18 protein-coding genes and 6 pseudogenes are annotated in these 20,143 nt (G+C 39.6%); 20 read left to right on the top strand and 4 right to left on the bottom strand.

What is annotated here, in order from left to right:
* Positions 1 to 175, bottom strand: a pseudogene (locus tag H515_RS14705) (IS1380 family transposase); the annotation flags it as partial.
* 146 nt (positions 176 to 321) lie between these two features.
* Here H515_RS14705 and H515_RS0112415 point away from each other — a divergent pair.
* From H515_RS0112415 to H515_RS14700, 10 genes and pseudogenes are all read left to right on the top strand, one after another.
* Positions 322 to 816 (top strand): hypothetical protein, encoded by a 495-nt coding sequence (locus H515_RS0112415; RefSeq protein WP_025877725.1) that lies wholly within the window; start codon positions 322 to 324, stop codon positions 814 to 816.
* Between the two features lie 17 nt (positions 817 to 833).
* Positions 834 to 3,002, top strand: a complete 2,169-nt coding sequence (locus H515_RS13650) for an RHS repeat domain-containing protein (protein ID WP_322786250.1) — start codon at positions 834 to 836, stop codon at positions 3,000 to 3,002.
* Between the two features lie 20 nt (positions 3,003 to 3,022).
* Positions 3,023 to 3,394, top strand: coding sequence for an energy transducer TonB (locus tag H515_RS13645; protein WP_025877735.1), 372 nt, complete (start codon positions 3,023 to 3,025; stop codon positions 3,392 to 3,394).
* Positions 3,395 to 3,776: 382 nt separating this feature from the next.
* Positions 3,777 to 4,988, top strand: a pseudogene (locus H515_RS13640) (RHS repeat domain-containing protein); the annotation flags it as partial.
* A 4-nt stretch (positions 4,989 to 4,992) separates the two neighbouring features.
* The gene (locus H515_RS0112395; RefSeq protein ID WP_025877737.1) at positions 4,993 to 5,508 is read left to right on the top strand and encodes a hypothetical protein; all 516 of its coding nucleotides are present in this window, start codon (positions 4,993 to 4,995) and stop codon (positions 5,506 to 5,508) included.
* Between the two features lie 222 nt (positions 5,509 to 5,730).
* Positions 5,731 to 5,880, top strand: coding sequence for a hypothetical protein (locus H515_RS14910; RefSeq protein ID WP_004357077.1), 150 nt, complete (start codon positions 5,731 to 5,733; stop codon positions 5,878 to 5,880).
* Complete coding sequence (locus tag H515_RS0112390; protein WP_081410178.1) at positions 5,873 to 6,505, top strand: hypothetical protein; 633 nt, start codon at positions 5,873 to 5,875, stop codon at positions 6,503 to 6,505. The genes H515_RS14910 and H515_RS0112390 overlap by 8 nt, the downstream gene beginning before the upstream one ends.
* Before the next feature lie 158 nt (positions 6,506 to 6,663).
* Positions 6,664 to 7,176: pseudogene (locus H515_RS15330) on the top strand (RHS repeat domain-containing protein); the annotation flags it as partial.
* Between the two features lie 57 nt (positions 7,177 to 7,233).
* The gene (locus H515_RS15325) at positions 7,234 to 7,788 is read left to right on the top strand and encodes a JAB-like toxin 1 domain-containing protein (protein ID WP_338091342.1); all 555 of its coding nucleotides are present in this window, start codon (positions 7,234 to 7,236) and stop codon (positions 7,786 to 7,788) included.
* A 235-nt stretch (positions 7,789 to 8,023) separates the two neighbouring features.
* The gene (locus H515_RS14700; protein ID WP_007175505.1) at positions 8,024 to 8,341 is read left to right on the top strand and encodes a hypothetical protein; all 318 of its coding nucleotides are present in this window, start codon (positions 8,024 to 8,026) and stop codon (positions 8,339 to 8,341) included.
* 117 nt (positions 8,342 to 8,458) lie between these two features.
* Here the strand turns inward: H515_RS14700 and H515_RS14970 are convergent, their stop codons facing one another.
* Together H515_RS14970 and H515_RS14965 are read right to left on the bottom strand one after the other, a co-directional pair.
* Entirely contained in the window at positions 8,459 to 8,665 is a 207-nt protein-coding gene (locus tag H515_RS14970; RefSeq protein WP_025877743.1) for a transposase, read from the bottom strand.
* Positions 8,657 to 8,829: pseudogene (locus tag H515_RS14965) on the bottom strand (IS1380 family transposase); the annotation flags it as partial. The pseudogene H515_RS14965 and the gene H515_RS14970, both read right to left, overlap by 9 nt.
* A gap of 242 nt (positions 8,830 to 9,071) precedes the next feature.
* Between H515_RS14965 and H515_RS0112370 the strand changes: the two are divergent.
* The 3 genes and pseudogenes from H515_RS0112370 to H515_RS0112360 all read left to right on the top strand — a co-directional run.
* Positions 9,072 to 9,683, top strand: coding sequence for a TetR/AcrR family transcriptional regulator (locus tag H515_RS0112370; protein ID WP_025877744.1), 612 nt, complete (start codon positions 9,072 to 9,074; stop codon positions 9,681 to 9,683).
* A complete protein-coding gene (locus tag H515_RS0112365; protein WP_025877746.1) occupies positions 9,680 to 11,968 on the top strand; it encodes an outer membrane beta-barrel protein in 2,289 nt (762 codons plus the stop codon). The genes H515_RS0112370 and H515_RS0112365 overlap by 4 nt, the downstream gene beginning before the upstream one ends.
* Before the next feature lie 35 nt (positions 11,969 to 12,003).
* Positions 12,004 to 12,408: pseudogene (locus H515_RS0112360) on the top strand (cysteine peptidase family C39 domain-containing protein); the annotation flags it as partial.
* 234 nt (positions 12,409 to 12,642) lie between these two features.
* Here H515_RS0112360 and H515_RS13630 read toward each other — a convergent pair.
* A pseudogene (locus H515_RS13630) lies at positions 12,643 to 13,086 on the bottom strand (transposase); the annotation flags it as partial.
* Between the two features lie 412 nt (positions 13,087 to 13,498).
* Here H515_RS13630 and H515_RS0112345 point away from each other — a divergent pair.
* From H515_RS0112345 to H515_RS0112315, 7 genes are all read left to right on the top strand, one after another.
* Positions 13,499 to 15,475 carry a KUP/HAK/KT family potassium transporter gene (locus H515_RS0112345; protein ID WP_028902027.1) on the top strand — a complete coding sequence of 659 codons (1,977 nt, stop codon included), beginning with the start codon at positions 13,499 to 13,501 and terminating at the stop codon, positions 15,473 to 15,475.
* Positions 15,476 to 15,565: 90 nt separating this feature from the next.
* Entirely contained in the window at positions 15,566 to 16,255 is a 690-nt protein-coding gene (locus tag H515_RS0112340; RefSeq protein WP_036891975.1) for a DUF5715 family protein, read from the top strand.
* Positions 16,256 to 16,604: 349 nt separating this feature from the next.
* Positions 16,605 to 17,579, top strand: coding sequence for a DNA adenine methylase (locus H515_RS0112335; protein WP_025876531.1), 975 nt, complete (start codon positions 16,605 to 16,607; stop codon positions 17,577 to 17,579).
* Positions 17,580 to 17,603: 24 nt separating this feature from the next.
* Positions 17,604 to 18,443, top strand: coding sequence for a type II restriction endonuclease (locus tag H515_RS0112330; RefSeq protein WP_025876530.1), 840 nt, complete (start codon positions 17,604 to 17,606; stop codon positions 18,441 to 18,443).
* A complete protein-coding gene (locus H515_RS0112325; RefSeq protein WP_025876529.1) occupies positions 18,433 to 18,705 on the top strand; it encodes a hypothetical protein in 273 nt (90 codons plus the stop codon). The genes H515_RS0112330 and H515_RS0112325 overlap by 11 nt, the downstream gene beginning before the upstream one ends.
* 2 nt (positions 18,706 to 18,707) lie before the next feature.
* Positions 18,708 to 19,265, top strand: a complete 558-nt coding sequence (locus H515_RS0112320; protein ID WP_025876528.1) for a hypothetical protein — start codon at positions 18,708 to 18,710, stop codon at positions 19,263 to 19,265.
* A complete protein-coding gene (locus H515_RS0112315) occupies positions 19,262 to 20,140 on the top strand; it encodes a DNA-methyltransferase (protein WP_025876527.1) in 879 nt (292 codons plus the stop codon). The genes H515_RS0112320 and H515_RS0112315 overlap by 4 nt, the downstream gene beginning before the upstream one ends.
* The last annotated feature ends 3 nt before the right edge of the window (positions 20,141 to 20,143 follow it).

The raw sequence follows: 20,143 nt of genomic DNA, 5'->3' as shown, positions 1-20,143 counted from the left end.
AGTAGATACTCATGAGAGAACGGATGATTTCGCTGTACTGATAACCGAACGATCCACACCTTAGACCGAGGGTTGAGTCGATTACAGATGATAATGTGGAGTCAAATTGCTCCATGATTGAAAATAATCCCCCAAAAGGAGTGAGTCTCTCAGATTTAATTTGTATCTTCGCCATGTCTATCGTCGGATTCTCTTTTTTTGCAGCACTAAGATAAGTGAAAATTCTGACATGGCAAAATCCTGAGCAACTTTTTGTTGCTCAGCTACTTAAAAAGTTTAATTTATAATAGTGTTGCGGAATTAAGGGAGAACAGAAAAAAGATGAAACATATTATAACTTTGGCTATACTTATTACCTTTCCCTTTCAAATAGGGAAGGGTAATAAGTCAGTATTACAAACATATGATATAAAATCTTCCATTGTTATACGAATACAAGAAAAAGTATGTTTTGTTGTTCAATTACTTAATGGATTTACAGAAAAAGGTATTTATTCTGAAACACTCTCTATCAAAAAAAACAAACAAGAAATTACAAGAATAAATTTACCTTCTTCTGAAGAAATAAAAAACATTAACGTTAATATAAGGAAATATAGAACCGGCTTTATACTTGAAGCCTTTTACGGTGGAGGAAATAATCTCTATAATCGTCGCTTCTATTTCAAGTGTGCTAAAAGCAGTTTATATTTATATAAAATTGTAGGAAAACACATAGCACCAAACTCTAATAAAAAAATAGTTGAGATAAAGAATATACAGCCAAGAATTGATATTAAAGATTTTAAGATCTTATCTTATTTAGAAAATACTTGACTCCAAAAGTAATTAAAATGATGCTATTGTTAGAGAATGTTGAGCAGCGCACCTACCTCAAGTACTGCAACGGAGCCGAGACCTTCTATAGCTATGACCCGCAGCACCGCAGGTTGCAGAACCTCGTGGTGAACGCCAAGGCAGGCACCATCATGGACAATGCCTATACCTACGATGCGGTGAGCAACGTGCTGGGCATTCAGAACAACGCCCCGCTCCCGCAGAGCGGCAAGGCCGGTGGACGGATGAGCCACAGCTACACCTACGATGCGCTGTACCGTCTGGCAAGCGCGACGGGAACGTATGCAGGTGCGGACAATAAATCGGCATCTTATACGTTATCCATGGGCTACGACAACATGCATCGCATAACAACCAAAAAGCAACACCTCTCACAGACGGGTGTACAGTTCGATGGTACTCTCAATGCAGGCTATGAACTCTCCTACAGCTATGGTCACGAAGAGGGCAAGAAGTTTCAACTTGACAATGTGCGTGACATCAATTACCGCACGGAAGAAGCACCGACAGACAGCACGACCATCAACAATGGACACAAGTACGCTTACGACCTCAACGGAAACCTTGTCTATATCAACACCTCTCGTGTGAAGAAAGACGGCAAGGAAGATGAGAAGGCAACTGAGCAGAAGTACCGTTGGGACGAGGAAAACCGCTTGTTGGCAGCCGATGAGAACGGTTTTGTGAGCAACTATTGGTATGATGCCGATGGTGAGCGCACAGTGAAGACGTCAGGTGAGAATGAAGCGATTTATGTGAATTCTGAATTCTCGGGTGGTAATACTGGTACAGCACGCTTCAGCCTTTATGTCAGCCCATACCTCGTGGCAGGGCAAGGTGGTAAGTACACCAAGCACATCTATGTGGGTAGCCAGCGTATTGTATCTAAACTTGGCGACCTCGCCAGCTATGGTGCAGACCCAAGACGCATCCCGTATGCAGGAAATGAAGCGGATGGATTGTCTATCAATTACAAGGACAAGTATGCACAGCAACTCCAATCCATCAAGGATAATTACAAAAGCTTTGATATTCCATACAACGGTAAGGACAATGATGACTACGTGAACGGTCAGGGTTTCTGTTGCAACGATGGCACGCCGGAGGCGGCACAAGCCCGTGCGATGGCACGCACAAGAGCTGCAAACGATAATTTCCACGATAAGGATAATTATGAGAAGATGCAGTTCTACTACCATCCCGACCATTTGGGTAGCAGTAGTTACATCACCAATCTTGACGGAGAAGTATCGCAGCATATCGAATATGTACCGTTTGGCGAAGTATTCATAGAAGAACGCAACAACACCTGGAATACCCCTTATCTCTTTAATGCGAAGGAATTTGACGAGGAAACAGGTATGTACTACTATGGTGCGAGGTACTATGAGCCGAGGTTGAGCTTGTGGATGAGTACGGATCCAAAGGAGGAGAAATTTGCTAATATAAATACCTATTGCTATACAAACAACAATCCTATAAGATATGAAGATTTTGATGGAAGAGAGTGGGGAATAAAATATAATGAAACTGGAGGTGTAGTGTATGCAAATGTTGAATTACAAGTAAATCCTAATATTGACCAAAAGATAATAGAGCAATATAAACAAGATATTAATGCAGAATTTAATCGTATGATAAAAGAGGTTTCTTCGGGGAAATTCTCAGGAGAGATAAATTTCAATGTACCCCAAAAGGAAGATCAACTTTATTTGATAGTATCATTTTCTGATTATTCGCCAACAACTTTTGCTGGAATAAATTGTAAAATAGGAATGGCAGATGCAACGATATATAATAATCGAAATCAAGTGAAAGAGGGTTATGTTTTTGCTGCAGACATTATCCATGAATTGCTCCATACTTTGGGAATGCCAGAATTAGTCGAACCGAGTTTTTCTGATACAGAAGTAAAAAATATATCATCAAAAGGACATAAATTTACTTATAGTTCTACATCGAATACAGTCAAAGATGTATATAAAAATGTAATGAATAATTATGCCAATACAATTGATGGAATACAACTAAGAAATGTCAAAGAATTGCCACATTCAAATATCACTCCCCAGCAATTTGAATTTATCAAAAAACAAATAATTCGTCAAGAACATGGGGAAGGACGCTCGCAGTTTGATAACTTTTGGTTTATTGATAATTATTAGTTTTGGCATATATCTAAAAAATGAGAATATTAATATCGCTATTTTTATTTTTGATGCTTCTTACATCATGTAGTACGACTAAAGTTATTTATGATGTAGAACTATCTCCGTCTTTTGCTACAGGAGATAGTGAGCTTTTTTACTATATTACTAAAAATTTCAACATTCCAAAAGATTATGGTGAAAATGGGGCTCCTGGGCATATAATTGTTCAATTTGTTGTAAAGGAAGACGGAACTCTTAGTAATTTCATTGTATTAAAATCTGTGTCTAAGAGTTTTGATAATAATTTTATACGAATGCTTAAAAAAATGCCAAAATGGAAACCTGGGAAAAAGAATAATATAAACGTAAAAACTATATATATATTAAATTATTTTGTAGGAAAGTAAAGAATGAGCATTAAAGTTCAAAATATGATGTCATACACTCTAAAATATGACGTCTCAATCTGACAGATATGACGTCTAATTCTGGTAAAAATGACGTCTCATTTTAGTAAATATGACGTCATAAATAAAAGAGTAAAAAACGTGGTACGAAAACGCAAGCCACAATAGCGATAGAGAACAGAATGTATAATATTAAAACTACAAGTCTATGGTAAACTACATATAGATTGTTTGAACTTACCCATACAAGGGTATTAAAAGCCGTAAGCAATAAACTGGAAAGAACGACGTTAAATAATTGATAACCATAATTAATTAGATATTATGATTGAATTTGAAGTAAAATCAAAAAAGCAGTATATATCAGTGAGCATAAGAGACAGATCCAAGACGAATACCGTATGCAGGAAATGAGGCAGATGGCTTGACTATCAATTACAAGGATAAGTACAATCTGCAGTTACAATCCATTAAAGACAATTACAAGGCGTTTGACCTACCTTATAATGGTAAGGACAATGACGACTACGTGAACGGTCAGGGCTTCTGCTGCAACGATGGCACGCCGGAGGCGGCACTGGCAAGGGCGATGGCACGCACAAGGGCTGCAAACGGTAATTTCCACGATAAGGACAATTACGAGAAGATGCAGTTCTACTATCATCCAGACCATTTGGGCAGCAGTAGTTACATCACCAATCTTGACGGCGAGGTGACACAGCACATCGAGTATGTACCGTTTGGAGAAGTGTTCATAGAAGAACGCAACAATACGTGGAACACGCCGTACCTCTTCAACGCCAAGGAATTTGATGAGGAGACGGGATTATATTACTATGGGGCAAGATACTATGAACCAAGGTTAAGTCTGTGGATGAGTACGGATCCTATGGAAGAAAAGTATCCTGATATTTCATCTTATACTTATTGCCATAACAATCCAATTACTTTAATAGTTCCTAATGGTATGACGGATTATTATAATTTAAACGGAAAGCTTGTTAGAAATGTTGATGATGGGAAAACTGATAGAATTATGTTACTGATAAATAGTAAGAAGGATGATAAAGTTAACGCTGCAATTGAACAAGGTACATTTATAAAAGTACCTTCAAATAAAGTTGTAGACAAAATGGAAGAGGCATATAATTTGACAGAGAACACAGGAAAAGAACATGGATTTAGAGTAGGAAATAAAGGAACTATATCAACGATGGTTTCTGGGAGAGAAACAGAAATTGGTCCAGACGAATGGAAGCCTGCGGTATCAAGTATTGTGGAACAAGGAGATCTTGTCTCATATGATGTTCATACTCATCCTAAACCAAAATATGAACAGGGTAGTCAAACCATTCCATTTAATAATATGCCATCTGAAACAGATCAAATGAATACAGTAGGTAATCAGCCAAATGTTGTCCTTGGGTACTATTTCCAGGAAACTCGAAATGTAAATACCTTTGGTAGCGGGCAGACGGATGTAAGTTTACATCGTTCTATCTGTTTCTACAACAAAAATGGTGCTATTAATTCGGAAGAGATAAGGTTTTCTGATTTTAAATCAGCAGTAAAAAAGATCAACAAGGAACAATAGGCATATGAGGGTTCTTTTATTTATAGCCCTTTTTGTATGGAATACTGCAATTAGGGCGCAAACTGCAAAATTAACAGATATGGGAACATATTGGATGTTTAAATCATATGTAAGTATAGCCATGCCTGATGGAAATTTCTTATATCAATATCCTTCTTATATGTTCCCTCTTCCTAAAACATTAAAATGGTATACGGAAATACCAGGGAAATTAATGTTTATATTGGACAAGAAACAAACCATTTTTGTGGAAATCATTAATACCGAAATACTAAATGATACGGCATATATTCCTTCTGAAGATTTTATGATAGATATTATATCCGAAAAATTCTCTTATCTCCGACATGAAAGAAATTATAAAGCCATATCTTCTCTTTTGGAGAAAATAGATTATCATAAGAAGAGTTATTGGTTGTTGCAACAAAATAATTGTAGGATATTATTATTTAATTTCCAAAAGTCCAATCTTACCAAGACTCTCAGATTGTTGCGAAGTATACAGATACAAAAAGGATGATGTTTATAAAGTATTATAAAGGAAAATTATAATCATTACCCTTATATGGGTATTAATAGCCATGAGCAATAAACAGGAAAGAACGACGTTAAATAATTGATAACCATAAACAATTAAAGAGTATGATAGAATTTGAAGTAAAATCAAAAAAGCAGCATATATCGGTGAACATAAGAGACAGACCCAAGACGAATACCATACGCTGGCAATGAAGCTGACGGTGTGACTGTCAATTACAAGGATAAGTACAATCAGCAGTTACAATCCATCAAGGACAATTACAAGACATTTGATTTGCCATACAACGGTGTAGACAATAGCGACTATGTCAATGGTAATTGTGGCTCTAATTTTGATAACGGTTATGGATAAATATTTTTTTGCATTAATCTTCTTTGCGAACTATCAATTTTATGCATATAGTCAAGAAGAGATGGTAAAGATAGAAGGATTTCTTATAGAGCGTTACAGCAAGAAAGAAATCTTTAGAAAGGATACATTGTCAATAGATCACTCAATGGACACTTTTTATTTTACGACCCAAATAGATAGTATTCGTATAATGAGTCCGAAAGAAATTTATTCGGCATTAGTTTCTCCTTGCTATAAAAATGTAGAAATTTACAAGTTTTCTCCATTTGATAGGGAATATGGTAATTATATTGCCCCCAACATATGTCCTGTTCCTCTAAAGAAGCAAAATCTTTTCTATACTTTATGCTCAGATTCTGTTTTTGTGTATAAAGTTTATTCTGTGAAGGGACAAGCGATTAGATTATGTATAGCGAATGATTATCTGAACAGCAAAAAGAACATGGAATTGGCTGTTAAATGGAATATTTCTCCGACATCAATTGATAAGCGAATTCCTTTCTTTTACATATATGTTTTTTTTGACGTTATAAATAATTCTATCAATACGGGTATACCTGTTTTCTTTAAACCAATTGTATGTTGTGACCTAGGAATTCAAGGAAATCCCAAAGGGAAACCTTGATGAATTTTGATGATTATGTGGAGATGTTTTTGTATTTTAACACAATATTGCCCCCTGCTGCCGTGCGATTGAATCGCGTGACAATATTGGGTTTAACACCCTCTCTAGGCTGTCGTGCGATTGAATCGCATGGATTTGTTTTCATTATTGCCACACGATACAATCGTGCGATAAATGACAACTACAACGGTATGCCGGAGGCGGCACAGGCGAAAGCCATGACACGCGCAGCCATCGACGGCAACTTAACGGAGTTGAACCTTGGCGGCATTCGGCAAACTGCAAGCGAGCTTGCTTTGCACTCGTTGGCACAAGGTTTCAAGCCGAATGACGACTACGAGAAGATGCAGTTCTACTATCACCCTGACCACTTGGGAAGCAGTAGCTACATCACGAACTTGGACGGTGAGGTATCGCAGCACATCGAGTATGTGCCGTTCGGAGAAGTGTTCATTGAAGAACGCAACAATACGTGGAACACCCCTTATCTCTTCAATGCCAAGGAGTTTGACGAGGAGACGGGTATGTATTACTATGGTGCAAGGTACTATGAGCCGAGGTTGAGTTTGTGGATGAGTGTAGATCCACTAACAGAAAAGTATGCTGGGTTGAGTGGGTATGTCTATACGATAGATAATCCTGTAAAATTGATAGATGTTGACGGGCGAGATATTTACGAGTTAGATATAGAGGGTAATATTAATCTCAAAGAAAAGACTAAAGAAAATATGGATAGGATTATAGCCTCCAATAATCCTAATAATTATATAGATGTAAATAAAGGCGTTCTTGAATCTCATGAGACGCAGAATATTAGAACACGTTCGATAACTTATGGTAATGGTACTACTGTATTAGATTTATATAATTATAAAGAAGATTTTCATGATGTGTATCAATTTTTAGTTGATAATTCAGAAGTTGAGTGGGCATATATGTCTTTGAAAGATCAATCAGGCTCTGATTTATTTTATATGGGTACTTCTCACTCACACAATACTAATGCAACTCCATCATTTGTATATTATCGATCTTTAGATAGGAATTATACAATTCTGTCTTTTGAACATAATCACGATTTAGGTAATGATGTCGTTTCGTATGGCGATGTGGAGATAGCCAAAACAATACAAGGGAAATTCCCAAAAGCATCATTAAAAATAGGATTTCCATTTACTACAGAAAAAGTTTTTTATGACAGAAATACGATCCCAGCAACTTTAAAAGGAGTTGAAGTGGTTGCACCTTTACCAGAAAAATTCAAGAATAAACAACATAAATGAGATGAGAAGTTTTCTGTTGACTATATTATTGAGCATTTTTATACAGCAGTCTGCTATATGCCAGAGCATTATAAAGTATTATACCAATATTCGGGATTCATCAAGAATATCGAATTCTTTCTATGGGTACAATCTTTGTGTCATAAGACGTAAAAAAAACGATTTATATAAAATTCTCACAAGACTTTCAAAAGATAGTTTATCTGAAGTATTTATTCTTAGATGTGATAAAATAATGAATGACATTACCATCTCTGTCCAAAATTGGGAATATAAAGATTTACCACCAACCAATATGGAGGTATATGGTATTTTCAAAACATCTAAAGGAAAAGATTTTTTTATATGTTATGATAGTTGTGAAAGTATAAAAGTTGTAAAGAAGATATTTCGGAAGATAAAGCAAAAAAACTTCTATCAAATAGAAGTAGAGGTCTTACCAAACGATATATATATAATCAAAAATGATATGACAACGTATTACAATGGTTATTATAAAGGAGAATGTCTTATAACGAAGAAATTAATAATCAATAATAAAAAAATCTATTAATAATTCCCGGTAGGGTAAACTGAACTGTGTCACGGCTCTGTTTTTTATTCTTTGCCTCTTATTTGTATGCAGATTTCATATCTGCATACAAATAAGAGGAGCCTTTCACAGGCAAAGTTACATAATCTTGAACCTATCTCCAAATTTTATAGCAAGTTGTTGTGATATCAGTGCCCAATTAGACAGGGGCATAGTCCATTTCTCACTAATGTCTCGATAAGCAAGATACACAAGTTTTTCAAGTGCGGTGTCTGACGGGAACACACCCTTGTTCTTCGTTACTTTGCGCACCTGACGATGATAACCCTCAACCGTGATACTCATGAAAGAACGGATGATTTCGCTGTACTGACAACCGAACGTTCCACACCTTAGACCGAGGGTTGAGTCGATTACAGATGATAATGTGTGGAGTCAAATTGCTCCATGATTGAAAATAATCCCCCAAAAGGAGTAAGTCTCTCAGATTTAATTTGTATCTTCGCTATGCCTATCGTCGGATTCTCTTTTGTTTGCAACACTAAGATAAGTGAAAATTCTGACATGGAAAAATCCTGAGCTACTTTTTGTTGCTCAGGTACTTAAAAAGTTTAATTTATAATAGTTTTGCGGAATTAAGGTTTAAAAAAATCGACAATTTCTTGGAAAATTAAAAAAATATCAATATATTTGCCACTGATAAAAATAGTACGAGCGTAATATTATTCTCATACAACTAATACTTGTATAAATGACAAAGAAAGAAGAACGCAGATATAATATCCTCTTGGGGGCATTCAGGCTCTTTTTGGTGAAGGAATATGCTGACGTAACGACAGCAGATATCGAGGAAATAACCGGGTTGTCGCGTGGTGCCATATATTATAAAGTGAAGAACAAGGAAGGGTTATATCGGGCTGTCATTGACAAGTTTGTCCTCGATTTTCTGTCCGAGTCCTTGCACAACAATATATCAGTTTCGGAAGAAACGCCGTTTTGGGATTTCATCATGAGCGATTTAGAGCTTATACGGCAGAGAATGGAAAGAATGAAAGCCGCTAAGGCAGAGGCAAGTTCCACTCAGTTTGTCAATTTGTTGTCTTCTGCGGATTTTCACTATGAAGGTTTTGAGGAGAAGTTCAAGGAACTGGAAACGAATATCTCTGACCTGTGGATTGAGTATTGTCGCCGTGGCATCGAGGCGGGCGAACTCAAAAAAGACCTTGACCTAAATCTGGTAATTTCTACGTTTCGCTCCTTGTATTATGGAGATTCTTTCTGCCTTTCCATGATTGGAATGGAGCTGGATATTGAGAAACTGAAGAGAAAATACTCGTTATTATATAATACCATACAATCATGAGGTTTGTCTTTATAATAGTTCTGTTGTTTTCGTGCAAAGTTCTCAACGCCCAGATATCCGGAGTGATAATAGATGAGGAAAAACTACCTGTCGAATTTGCAACTATTGGGCTGTACCAAATTCCTGATAGTGTTCTGATTGCCAGTACGGTATCTAATAATAAGGGATATTTTTCTTTCCCGAATACTGTCTCCCAGCAACTTATACTAAAAATATCTTCCGTGGGTTACGAAACGATATGTTTTGCGGCCAAGTCTCATCACGAAATCATCTTGAAGCGGTATTCTGAAGAACTGCAGGAAGTAGTTATTTCTGCAAGGGAGATTGAGACTTTCGGAAGTAAGGACAAACTACTCATCCCACAAAGTCTGAAAGAAAGAGCCTCCTCTGCCTTGGCGGCCTTGGGAGAAATGCCACAATTTCAATTGAATAGAATTTCAAATATCCTTCAAACGACAGACCGGCAGAATATACTCATTCTCATAGATGGCATACAAGCGAATGAAAATGACTTAATGGCTCTATCTGCAAAAAAAATCAGGAGGGTTGAGTATTTTACACAGCCACCAGCAAGATTTGCCAATAAAAACATAGGTGCAGTGCTAAGCGTCTTTACCATTAAAGAAAAGGATAGCGGGTTTAACAGTTTTATCAATACAGTAAACTCATTTACAACGGGTTACGGAACAAACACTATCAATGCGAAGTGGTACACACCCAAGCACCAGATTGCCCTTTCTTATTTCATTGATTATAGGAATCTTAACGACAACAGAATCAATCAGACTTACGAGTATGAGATAGACCATGCAAATTTCTCCAGCAAACTGCAAGGACTTCCCGGTACTTACAAGGGGGAGTATCATATCATAGGGGCAGATTACATGTTTCGTCCGGATGACAACCAACAGTTTTCTGCTAAAGTAAGGTATCGCCTCAACCCGGGGCGGGAAAGCCATCAACAAACTGCAACAACGAAATTTGGTACAGGAATTCTACAACAAGGTTATTCGGCAAAAAAACTTAAAAGTAATTATGATGCTATATCATTGGATTTGTATTACAATAGAAAATTGAAGAACAACCAGGAATTGACAGCCAATTTTGTGGGATCTTATTTTGATTCCAAATCGGACAATCAGATTTCCCAAGAAAATTCAGATAATACAATAGCTTATCGGTACAACAACCATCTCAGGAATTACTCTAATTCCATCATATCCGAGTTGCTTTACAACAAGTCCTTTTCCAATGAAAATATAAGCATCGGGGCAAGATACTTTTATAAGCAGCTTCGGCAGACCTATAATGAAAACACCCGTTCTACAATGGACCAGCAAGTCTGCTATATATATTCAAATCTTGCAGGCAAGTTAAAGAATCTCCATTACACCATAGGTGTAGGTATAGAACATAGTATTCAAGACAATGGAGAAATGAAGGCAAGGCATTATACCGTGTTCAAACCTTCATTTTCTGCGAGCTATCAGATTGGTCACTCCTCTTCCATTAGGCTTAACTCGCTTATATTATCCAATGTTCCTGACATCTCACAGCTCACCATCCATCCAGTCTATCTCAACTATCAATATTATAGTGTGGGCAATCCTCATCTTCATCCCTACTATACTTTCTATAATCGTCTTCAATACCAACTGAGTCTGCCTACTTTCTATATGAGTGCCGCAATACGGCATTCGTACCTGCGCCGCCCTTATATGACATTATTTGAGAGTAGAGACGCAGAGATAGTGAAGACCCTTGAACATTTTAAACACACCTCATACACAGCTGCGGACCTCAGCCTTCAATGGCTTCCATTCCCATTCTTGAAAATCCAGCCGTTCGCAACAATTGTATATTCCAGTACCATAAAGCCTGATGGCGCCAGTCTAAGTGAGTGGTCAAAATACTTTTCTATCACGGCAAGCATTTCTTACAAAAAATTTTCCATATTAGGAAACGTAGGTAGTTCTATGACCGATCTATTGGGGGATGTAACGGAAAAGAAGAAAGCCTATGTTTTTAGTGAGCTATCTTACTCCAAAAACAATGTATATGTGGCATTGCAGTATATTCACAATCCTAAGCCATCTGCCATCTATTCCAACAATAGTTTGATAAACTTTAAGGAAGAAACGATTTGGAATAATTTCCAAAATCTATTTGCCATAAATTTTAGATACAATTTTACGATTGGCAGAAAGAAAAGCATCAATGGTCCCACCAAACTTAATAATCAAGATAATGTAAGTGGATTAACCAACGATGCGACTGCGAAGTAAACGAATATCGTGTTTAATTAAAATACATCTAGCCGATGATAAAGAATATATCTTTTGAACAACAACGAGACACAATGGATTGTGGAGTTTCATGTTTGATAATGACAGCGGGATATTATGGAAAATCTACTGATCGAGATAGATTAAGACTATTAAGTGACCTTAGCAAGGATGGTGTTTCTCTTCTCGGCATTAGCAAAGCTGCTGAAGAGATTGGGTTTAAAACAGTAGGTGGCCGTTTAGGCTTTGAAACGCTTGCCGAAGAGGCTTCACTGCCTTGCATCGTCCATTGGAACCAAAATCATTTCGTTATTGTCTATAAGATAAAAAAACATAGTAAGGACAGATATACGGTTTATGTCGCAGATCCGGGCAAGGGTCTTGTAACCTATACAAAAGAAGAGTTTTGCGAGCATTGGATAAGTACTCAAACTAATGGTTAAGAAAAAGGCATAGCCCTGATCCTTGAACCGACAGAGCAGTTTTATGCTCAAAAAGATAAACCTCAAATCCGCAACTAAGCTCTTGAACGTCCTTATTGCGTTTACACGTCCTCTCATTACTGAATTTGCAGATAATTTGAACTTGAAGCACCCACTTCTGCCTGCAATATCCCCTTACCCCACAATGTGACTTGAGGCAATACACAACATCATTCCCATAAGTTGTAGGCATTATCCAAAATCAGTCTGGAAAACATCTGCGTAAGCATTATTACAGGTATAGATATTCAGCACATACCGCCTTGATGTCGTGATCCACTTGGCTGGTACAGAGATAAACCTGAAGACAAACGCTTTTATGCGACTTGTTGCATTGAGTCCGAACTTCTTTACGTCAAGTCTTTGAATAATGGCCTTGTAAAAGTTACGGATAAGTGCTGTAAGAAGGAGGAACACTGTGTTCTCTGCCATGAAGGATTTGGGCAATCTGTCCCACCCGAAACCATTGTTCATATCATCGAAGATACGTTCCTTTCCTCCACGAAGGTTATAGAACCCGACAATTTCTCTTACGGAAGAATCATAGTCGTTAGTCAGGATACAACGGTATGTGTATTCTCATTCCCAAAAATCCTGCACACCAGCCATCCGTTTCTGTCTTTGAATCACAAGTCGCGGTATGCCTTACAGCAGTAAAGTATTGAGAGTGTCCGCCGTATTGGAATCGTAGTTCTTACCCGTATCTGACGTGTATGAGATGTTTTCTTGCGTCAGTTCCTTTATCGCCCAGAGGATAGTGTGGAGTCAAATTGCTCCATGATTGAAAATAATCCCCCCAAAGGAGTGAGTCTCTCAGATTTAATTTGTATCTTCGCCATGTCTATCGTCGGATTCTCTTTTGTTTGCAACACTAAGATAAGTGAAAATTCTGACATGGCAAAATCCTGAGCTACTTTTTGTTGCTCAGGTACTTAAAAAGTTTAATTTATAATAGTGTTGCGGAATTAAGGATTGATAAAAATTTGCAGATTCCGATTTTTTCTTACCTTTGCAGCGATATTTTCAGATTAAACGAAAGGGACAATCTATGGCATTGAACTCTGAAACGAAACAGGCCGCACACAACCGGCTGAGCTTTATCGGCGTCATCGTGACGCTGGGCATTGTGTTTGGCGACATCGGCACATCGCCACTTTATGTAATGAAGGCCATTGTGAAGGCCGGCAGCACCATCAATGCCGAATACATCACCGGTGCTGTGTCGTGCATCATCTGGACGCTGACGTTACAGACCACTATCAAGTACGTTCTCATTGCGCTCCGTGCCGACAACAAGGGTGAGGGCGGCATTCTGGCCCTCTATGCGCTCATCAGGCGGCACAGCCGCAGGTGGTTTTACCTACTGGCCATCATCGGTGCGAGCACGCTGGTGGCTGACGGTGTAATCACTCCCTCCATCACGGTGCTCTCGGCCATCGAGGGACTGAGAGCCTACGAGCCAGAGACACCCATCATTCCCATCTGCCTGTGTATCATTACGGTGCTGTTCTTCATTCAGCAATTTGGAACGAACGCCATCGGGCGATTTTTCGGTCCGCTGATGTTCGTCTGGTTCACGATGATGGGGGTACTGGGAATCGGTCACATCGCCGACTTTCTGCCAATTCTCAAGGCTTTCAATCCCTATTATGCGCTGGAGCTTCTGATACATGATCCCGAATGGTTCCTCATCCTTGGGGCGGTGTTCCTCTGTACGACCGGCGCCGAGGCACTCTACTCCGACCTCGGCCACTGTGGTGCGCAGAACATCCGCGTGAGCTGGGTTTTCGTCAAGTCGATGCTCATCCTCAATTACTTGGGTCAGGGAGCTTGGATCATCAACCATGCTGACAGTCTTGCTCCGGGCGTCAACCCTTTCTATGCCATCATGCCCCGCAGTTTCCTGTTTTTCGGCATCACCACGGCCACCATCGCCGCCATCATCGCCAGTCAAGCCCTCATCAGTGGCTCGTTCACTATTTTCAGTGAGGCGATGAACCTGAAGTTCTGGCCGCGTCAGAAAATCAAATACACCACCGACGTGAAGGGACAGCTCTACATACCGTTTGTCAACACGGCGCTCTACGTGCTCTGCATCCTCGTCATTCTGTTCTTCGAGAGTTCCGAGAACATGGAAGCCGCCTACGGTCTGGCCATCACCATCACGATGCTCATGACCACCTTCCTGCTCTTCGCCTATCTGGGGCAGCGCCGTGTGTCGCCGCTCATCACGATACCGTTTGTGGTTTTCTTCATCGGACTTGAGGGTATCTTCTTCATTGCCAACATGTTCAAGTTCGTTCATGGCGGATGGGTGACGATGCTCATGGCCGGTGTCATGTTCGTCGTGATGTATGTATGGCACAATGCCAAACTCATCCGCAGTCAACAGGTCGATGTGCGCGACATCAGGGAGTGGTATGGCGTGATTTCGGACATCAAGCACGACACCACGATAGCCAAGTTTGCCACCAATATCGTCTATCTGAGCAAGCTTTCGGGCACTTACGACATCGAACAAAAGATTCTCTACTCCATCATCCACAAGCACCCCATGCGGGCCGACCACTACATTTTGCTACACATCGACTATCAGGACGAGCCGCAAACACTGGAATACGAGTTCACGACGCTGATTCCAGACACGCTCTACCGCATCAACCTGAAATTAGGGTTCCGCGTTCAGCCGCTGGTGAACCACTATTTCCGCCAGATCATCGAGGAGCTGGTGGCCAGCAAGGAGTTCACGCTCGACAGCTGCTACCCGTCGCTTGAGAAACACGGCATTTCGGGCAACTTCATCTTCGTCATCATCAACCGAATCTATGCAGCCCTCAACCACTTCTCGAAGAAGGAGCGCCTCATCATGAGCCTCTACTCGCTGATTGCCCACTTGAAACTGAGCATGTCGCGCGCACTGGGTCTCGACACGAGCAACGTGTTCATCGAGAACGTACCCTTAGTGGTGAAGCCCCATCGCCTGCGCCCCATCAAACGAGTTGACAACGACGGCGACAGCCTTTAGGCGTCCACAGCGACCCTTTGCCAACAAAAACAACATCGAAATCCAACAATACTGAATTTGCAAGCTCACCTATTTATAATATAGGAGAAAATGAACGGACACATGCCAAACAGCCAACACATCACCGCCAGACACCTGACGGCAATCATCGCTGCCCTTCTGCTGCTGGTCATGGAAGGATGCACGAGCAGCCGGTTTGGCGAGGGCGGCCACACGTTCAGGCAAGACAACCCCGAAATAGACAGACGATTCCAGATAGCCGACTTGGGCGGCCAGCAACTCGAAGCCGCCACTCGCTACGGACTGTCGAAACCCATCAGACGGCGCAGCGGAATATGGCTGCGAGCCTGGCGACTGAGGAAAATCAAAACCAACCGATACTATCTACTCGACCCCATGCCCCACTCGAATCCCTACCTCACCAGTGGCGGGAAATGGGTTCTAAAGACCATCGCCAAGCGATTTCAGAAGAAACTCCGGAAAGCCGGCTACCGAGAACACAGAATCATCGTCACGTCGATGCTCCGCACCCGTGAGGATATCGGCGGACTGAAAAAAATCAACAGGGTCGCCGCCACCAACTCGTCGCACATGTACGGCACAACCTTCGATGTCAGCTTCACTCGCTTCAACCGCATCAGCATGGACGGCATGCAACCGAGCAACCGTCTGATGGCCAACCTACTGGGCGAAGTCATCTGCGAGTTGCGTGAGGAGGGCGAATGCTGGATAATCTTCGAGCGGAGCCAGCACTGTTACCACGTGACGGCAAGACGGTGAGACGACAAAGAACGGTAAGTTTAGATAACAACAGTCATCCATTTAAAACTGAAGTTTATGCACTCGCTAATCATTCAAAAACATTTTATTATTTTGCCATAACATTATTTTTTCATACATTTGCTTAAAATTTGACTCCACCATGATAAATTGCCCCAATAATTGGCTCAAGATCTCATGTTTACACAGAGGGCAATCATTGGCTTCAAGTGGACTAATTAACTGACTTTGGGAAAAATAGCATTCATCCCATTGCTTAGCAAATATGATGATGTTCTATAGAAATTGTAAAAGTAATTGATTCTTTGACGAAAAAAATAAAAGTTGTTGAATTAATGATTATTTGAATATGGTAAAACCAAAACCTTTTATCAAATGGGTTGGCGGCAAGAGTCAACTCCTGGAACAGTTGGACTCTCAACTTCCAGCTGACTTTGGTAATTGGAATGATGTAACCTACATTGAATCCTTTGTGGGTGGCGGAGCTATGCTTTTTTATATGCTATGGCATTACCCCAACATCACGAAAGCTGTTATCAATGATATCAACCCCGATTTGTTCATATGCTATCAGACTGTCAGAGATATGCCTGAACTACTTATAGAGTCGTTGAGAGATATAGAAAGTTCATATCTTGCTTTGGAAACAGAAGAAGGGAGGAAAAGCTTTTATATTGCAGCGCGCGACCGCTATAACGAAAAAAACCTATCGCCAATAGAGAATACTACAAAATTCTTTTTCCTTAATCGAACCTGCTTTAATGGATTATATAGGGTAAATAAAAAGGGGCTCTTCAATGTTCCTTTTGGAAAGTATTCCAATCCTACTATTTGCGACACAGAAACAATTTTAAGAGATAGCAAATTGTTGAAACGTGTTGAAATACTGAATGGCGATTTTGAGACAACTTTCGATTATGCTCAAGGTAACACCCTATTTTATTTTGATCCCCCCTATCGCCCACTGAGCGATACTTCAAGTTTTAACGATTATACAAAAGAGGCGTTCAATGATGAAGCACAGATACGATTGAAAAAGTATTGTGACAGAATTAACGAAGCCGGCTACAAATTCATGCTGAGCAATTCGGACTGTAAAGGAAAGAATGAAAAAGACAACTTCTTTGACTCTCTTTATAGGGAATACCAAATCGAACGTTTATGGGCTTCAAGGAGCATAAACTCAAACCCAAAGAAAAGAGGAAAACTGACAGAGATATTAGTACACAACTATAAAAACACCAAAGCCAATACTTATCCGAACAGCATCATTATCGAACCGGGGATTGTGGCTGAAGATGATAAGATGGCAAGCATGGTTTAATAAAAAAATACATGAAAAATAAAAATGACTAAGGATTTTAATCAGTTTATGTCTCAACTTCAAGAGACAAATCAAACATTGGATTTCTTCTGTGATTTTGAAAAGATAAATAACAATGTTGATAATATCAGGCTAAGCCTTTGCATGTTGAACAGTCTTTTAGGTACAACAGACCTCCGCAAGAGTGTCGAAACCATTTGGTATCGGGACAAAACTGCATTTAGAATCATGGATATTCTCATTGCAGTCCGAAGCGAAGGTAAAAAAATAGTTTTGAATTCCATTGGCGAGAGTATTGTGCTTGATAGATTATTTAAAAGCGTTGACGGAGTGATAGAATACCTTGAAGGCACAGGACTGGCAGATATTTTCAGAAAAAGGAAAATCAATGACTTGGTCGATTATGTCTTTGGTATTGAGACTGGTCTTGACAGCAACGCACGCAAGAATAGAAGTGGGCATGTAATGGAAGGAATGGTAGCCAAACTTTTTAGAGAAAATGCTATCAACTATCGCCAAGAAATTTATTCGACTGAATGGTCTGAGCTACAGAAAGTTCTCGGTGATGATGAGAAACGCTTTGATTTCGTTATTGAGACTTTGAACAAAACTTATCTTATCGAAGTAAATTTCTACAGTGGCGGAGGTTCAAAACTGAATGAAGTCGCACGTTCCTACTCTGATATAGCACCTAAAATTAATTCTGTTGATGGATTTGAATTCGTTTGGGTTACTGATGGAATAGGCTGGAAGAGTGCTAGAAACAAACTACAGGAAGCCTACGCTATAATCCCAAGAATTTATAATCTAACGAACCTAGACGATTTTATTAATCTTATTAAAAATATCAATCATGGCATGTAAAAAAGATCACACAAATTTATCGGCAAAAATGGATTCTATCCCAATTGATCAAGGTGGAGTTGGTAGGCATAAATGCGCAGCATGTGCTTATGAAGCAGGATACAAAGCTGGCTACAAGTTGAATGGAGAACTGAATATTAACTCTGTTCTAGAGAGGCTTGAAGATAGTCAGGCAGGCGCACAAAGACATAAAAGTCCTCATGCTGCCTTCGCACTTGGATATTACCATGGTGTTTGCACAAGAACTAATAATGACAATTAGTAATGATTAAGGATGGTATAGGTGGTGGTAATACTATCACAGGGCTTATTTATGAAGCTAAAGTAGATTTGGCAGCCTTTTTAAACTCTCAAAATAACTATAAAGTTATAAATACGAAGGTTTATTTCAAGGATGAACTTATAGCACGATTATTTAAAAAACATGCCTTATATACTTTTTTGAAAGAGGTTGGAATTGATTGGACAAAACATATATCCAAAAAGTTGTTGCCAGACAATTGTATATATGTAATTATCAATAATACTGCATTTATCATAGAAGTAAAACATCAAGAAGTAGCAGGTAGTGTTGATGAGAAATTACAAACATGCGATTTTAAGAAGAAAGAATATACAAAACTTTTTTCAGAATTAAATTATAGAGTAGAATATTTTTACATTCTTGACAAGTGGTTCTTAAATAGTAAATACAAAGATACCCTTGACTATATAATTAGTGTTGGATGTAAATACTATTTCGACTATATTCCTTTACAAGAATTGGGCTTGCCTGTTCCTGAACAAGCAAGCGATTCGGTGAATTCTTATGATATAGAATGATTCCTTCCTATTACAAATCACCCTCTAACGACTTTACCCTTATAAAAGGCGATTGCGTGGAAACCTTATCAAAGTTCAAATTCGGATTTGACATGGTTTTTGCCGATCCTCCGTATTTTCTGTCAAATGGGGGGATTAGCTATCAGAGTGGGCGGATAGTATGCGTGGATAAAGGGGATTGGGATAAACCAACGACACCCGAAGACATGGATGCCTTCAATCTGCGTTGGCTTTCGGGAGTTCGTGACCACATGAAAGACAATGCCACTATTTGGATTTCAGGAACTCACCATAACATTTTCAGCGTACAGCAACAGTTGTTGAAACTGGGATTCAAAATTTTGAATGTTATTACATGGGCGAAAACCAATCCACCGCCCAATATCTCATGTCGCTATTTCACATTCTCGACCGAATTTATCATCTGGGCCCGTAAGTCGCCTAAAGTTCCACATTATTTCAACTACACATTGATGAAACTATTGAATGACAACAAACAGATGACTGATGTCTGGAATTTGCCAGCCATAGGGAAATGGGAAAAATCGTGTGGCAAACACCCCACGCAAAAGCCTCTGGCAGTACTGGCAAGATTGATTCAGGCGAGCTCCGAACCTGGCTCATGGATTCTCGATCCGTTCAGCGGAAGTGCCACTACCGGAATTGCTGCCAACTTGCTCGACCGCCGTTATCTTGGACTTGAAATCGAGGAAGAATTCCTGGCCATGGGTAAGGCGAGAAGAGTGGAGATTGAGGAAAATAAGATACGAGACAATTATATTAACAGATTGACAAAGGCTAAAGTCATTCTACCCAACACGAATTTCAATGTGGAAGAGAGCCCTATGCCGGAATACGAAATTCCTTGGATATGACAG

Origin of the sequence: Prevotella corporis DSM 18810 = JCM 8529 (genome assembly GCF_000430525.1) — a bacterium.
In the GTDB taxonomy this organism is placed as follows: Bacteria; Bacteroidota; Bacteroidia; order Bacteroidales; family Bacteroidaceae; genus Prevotella; species Prevotella corporis.
Note: the sequence above shows the minus strand (reverse complement) of the source record. Positions and strands in the feature narration are given on the sequence as shown.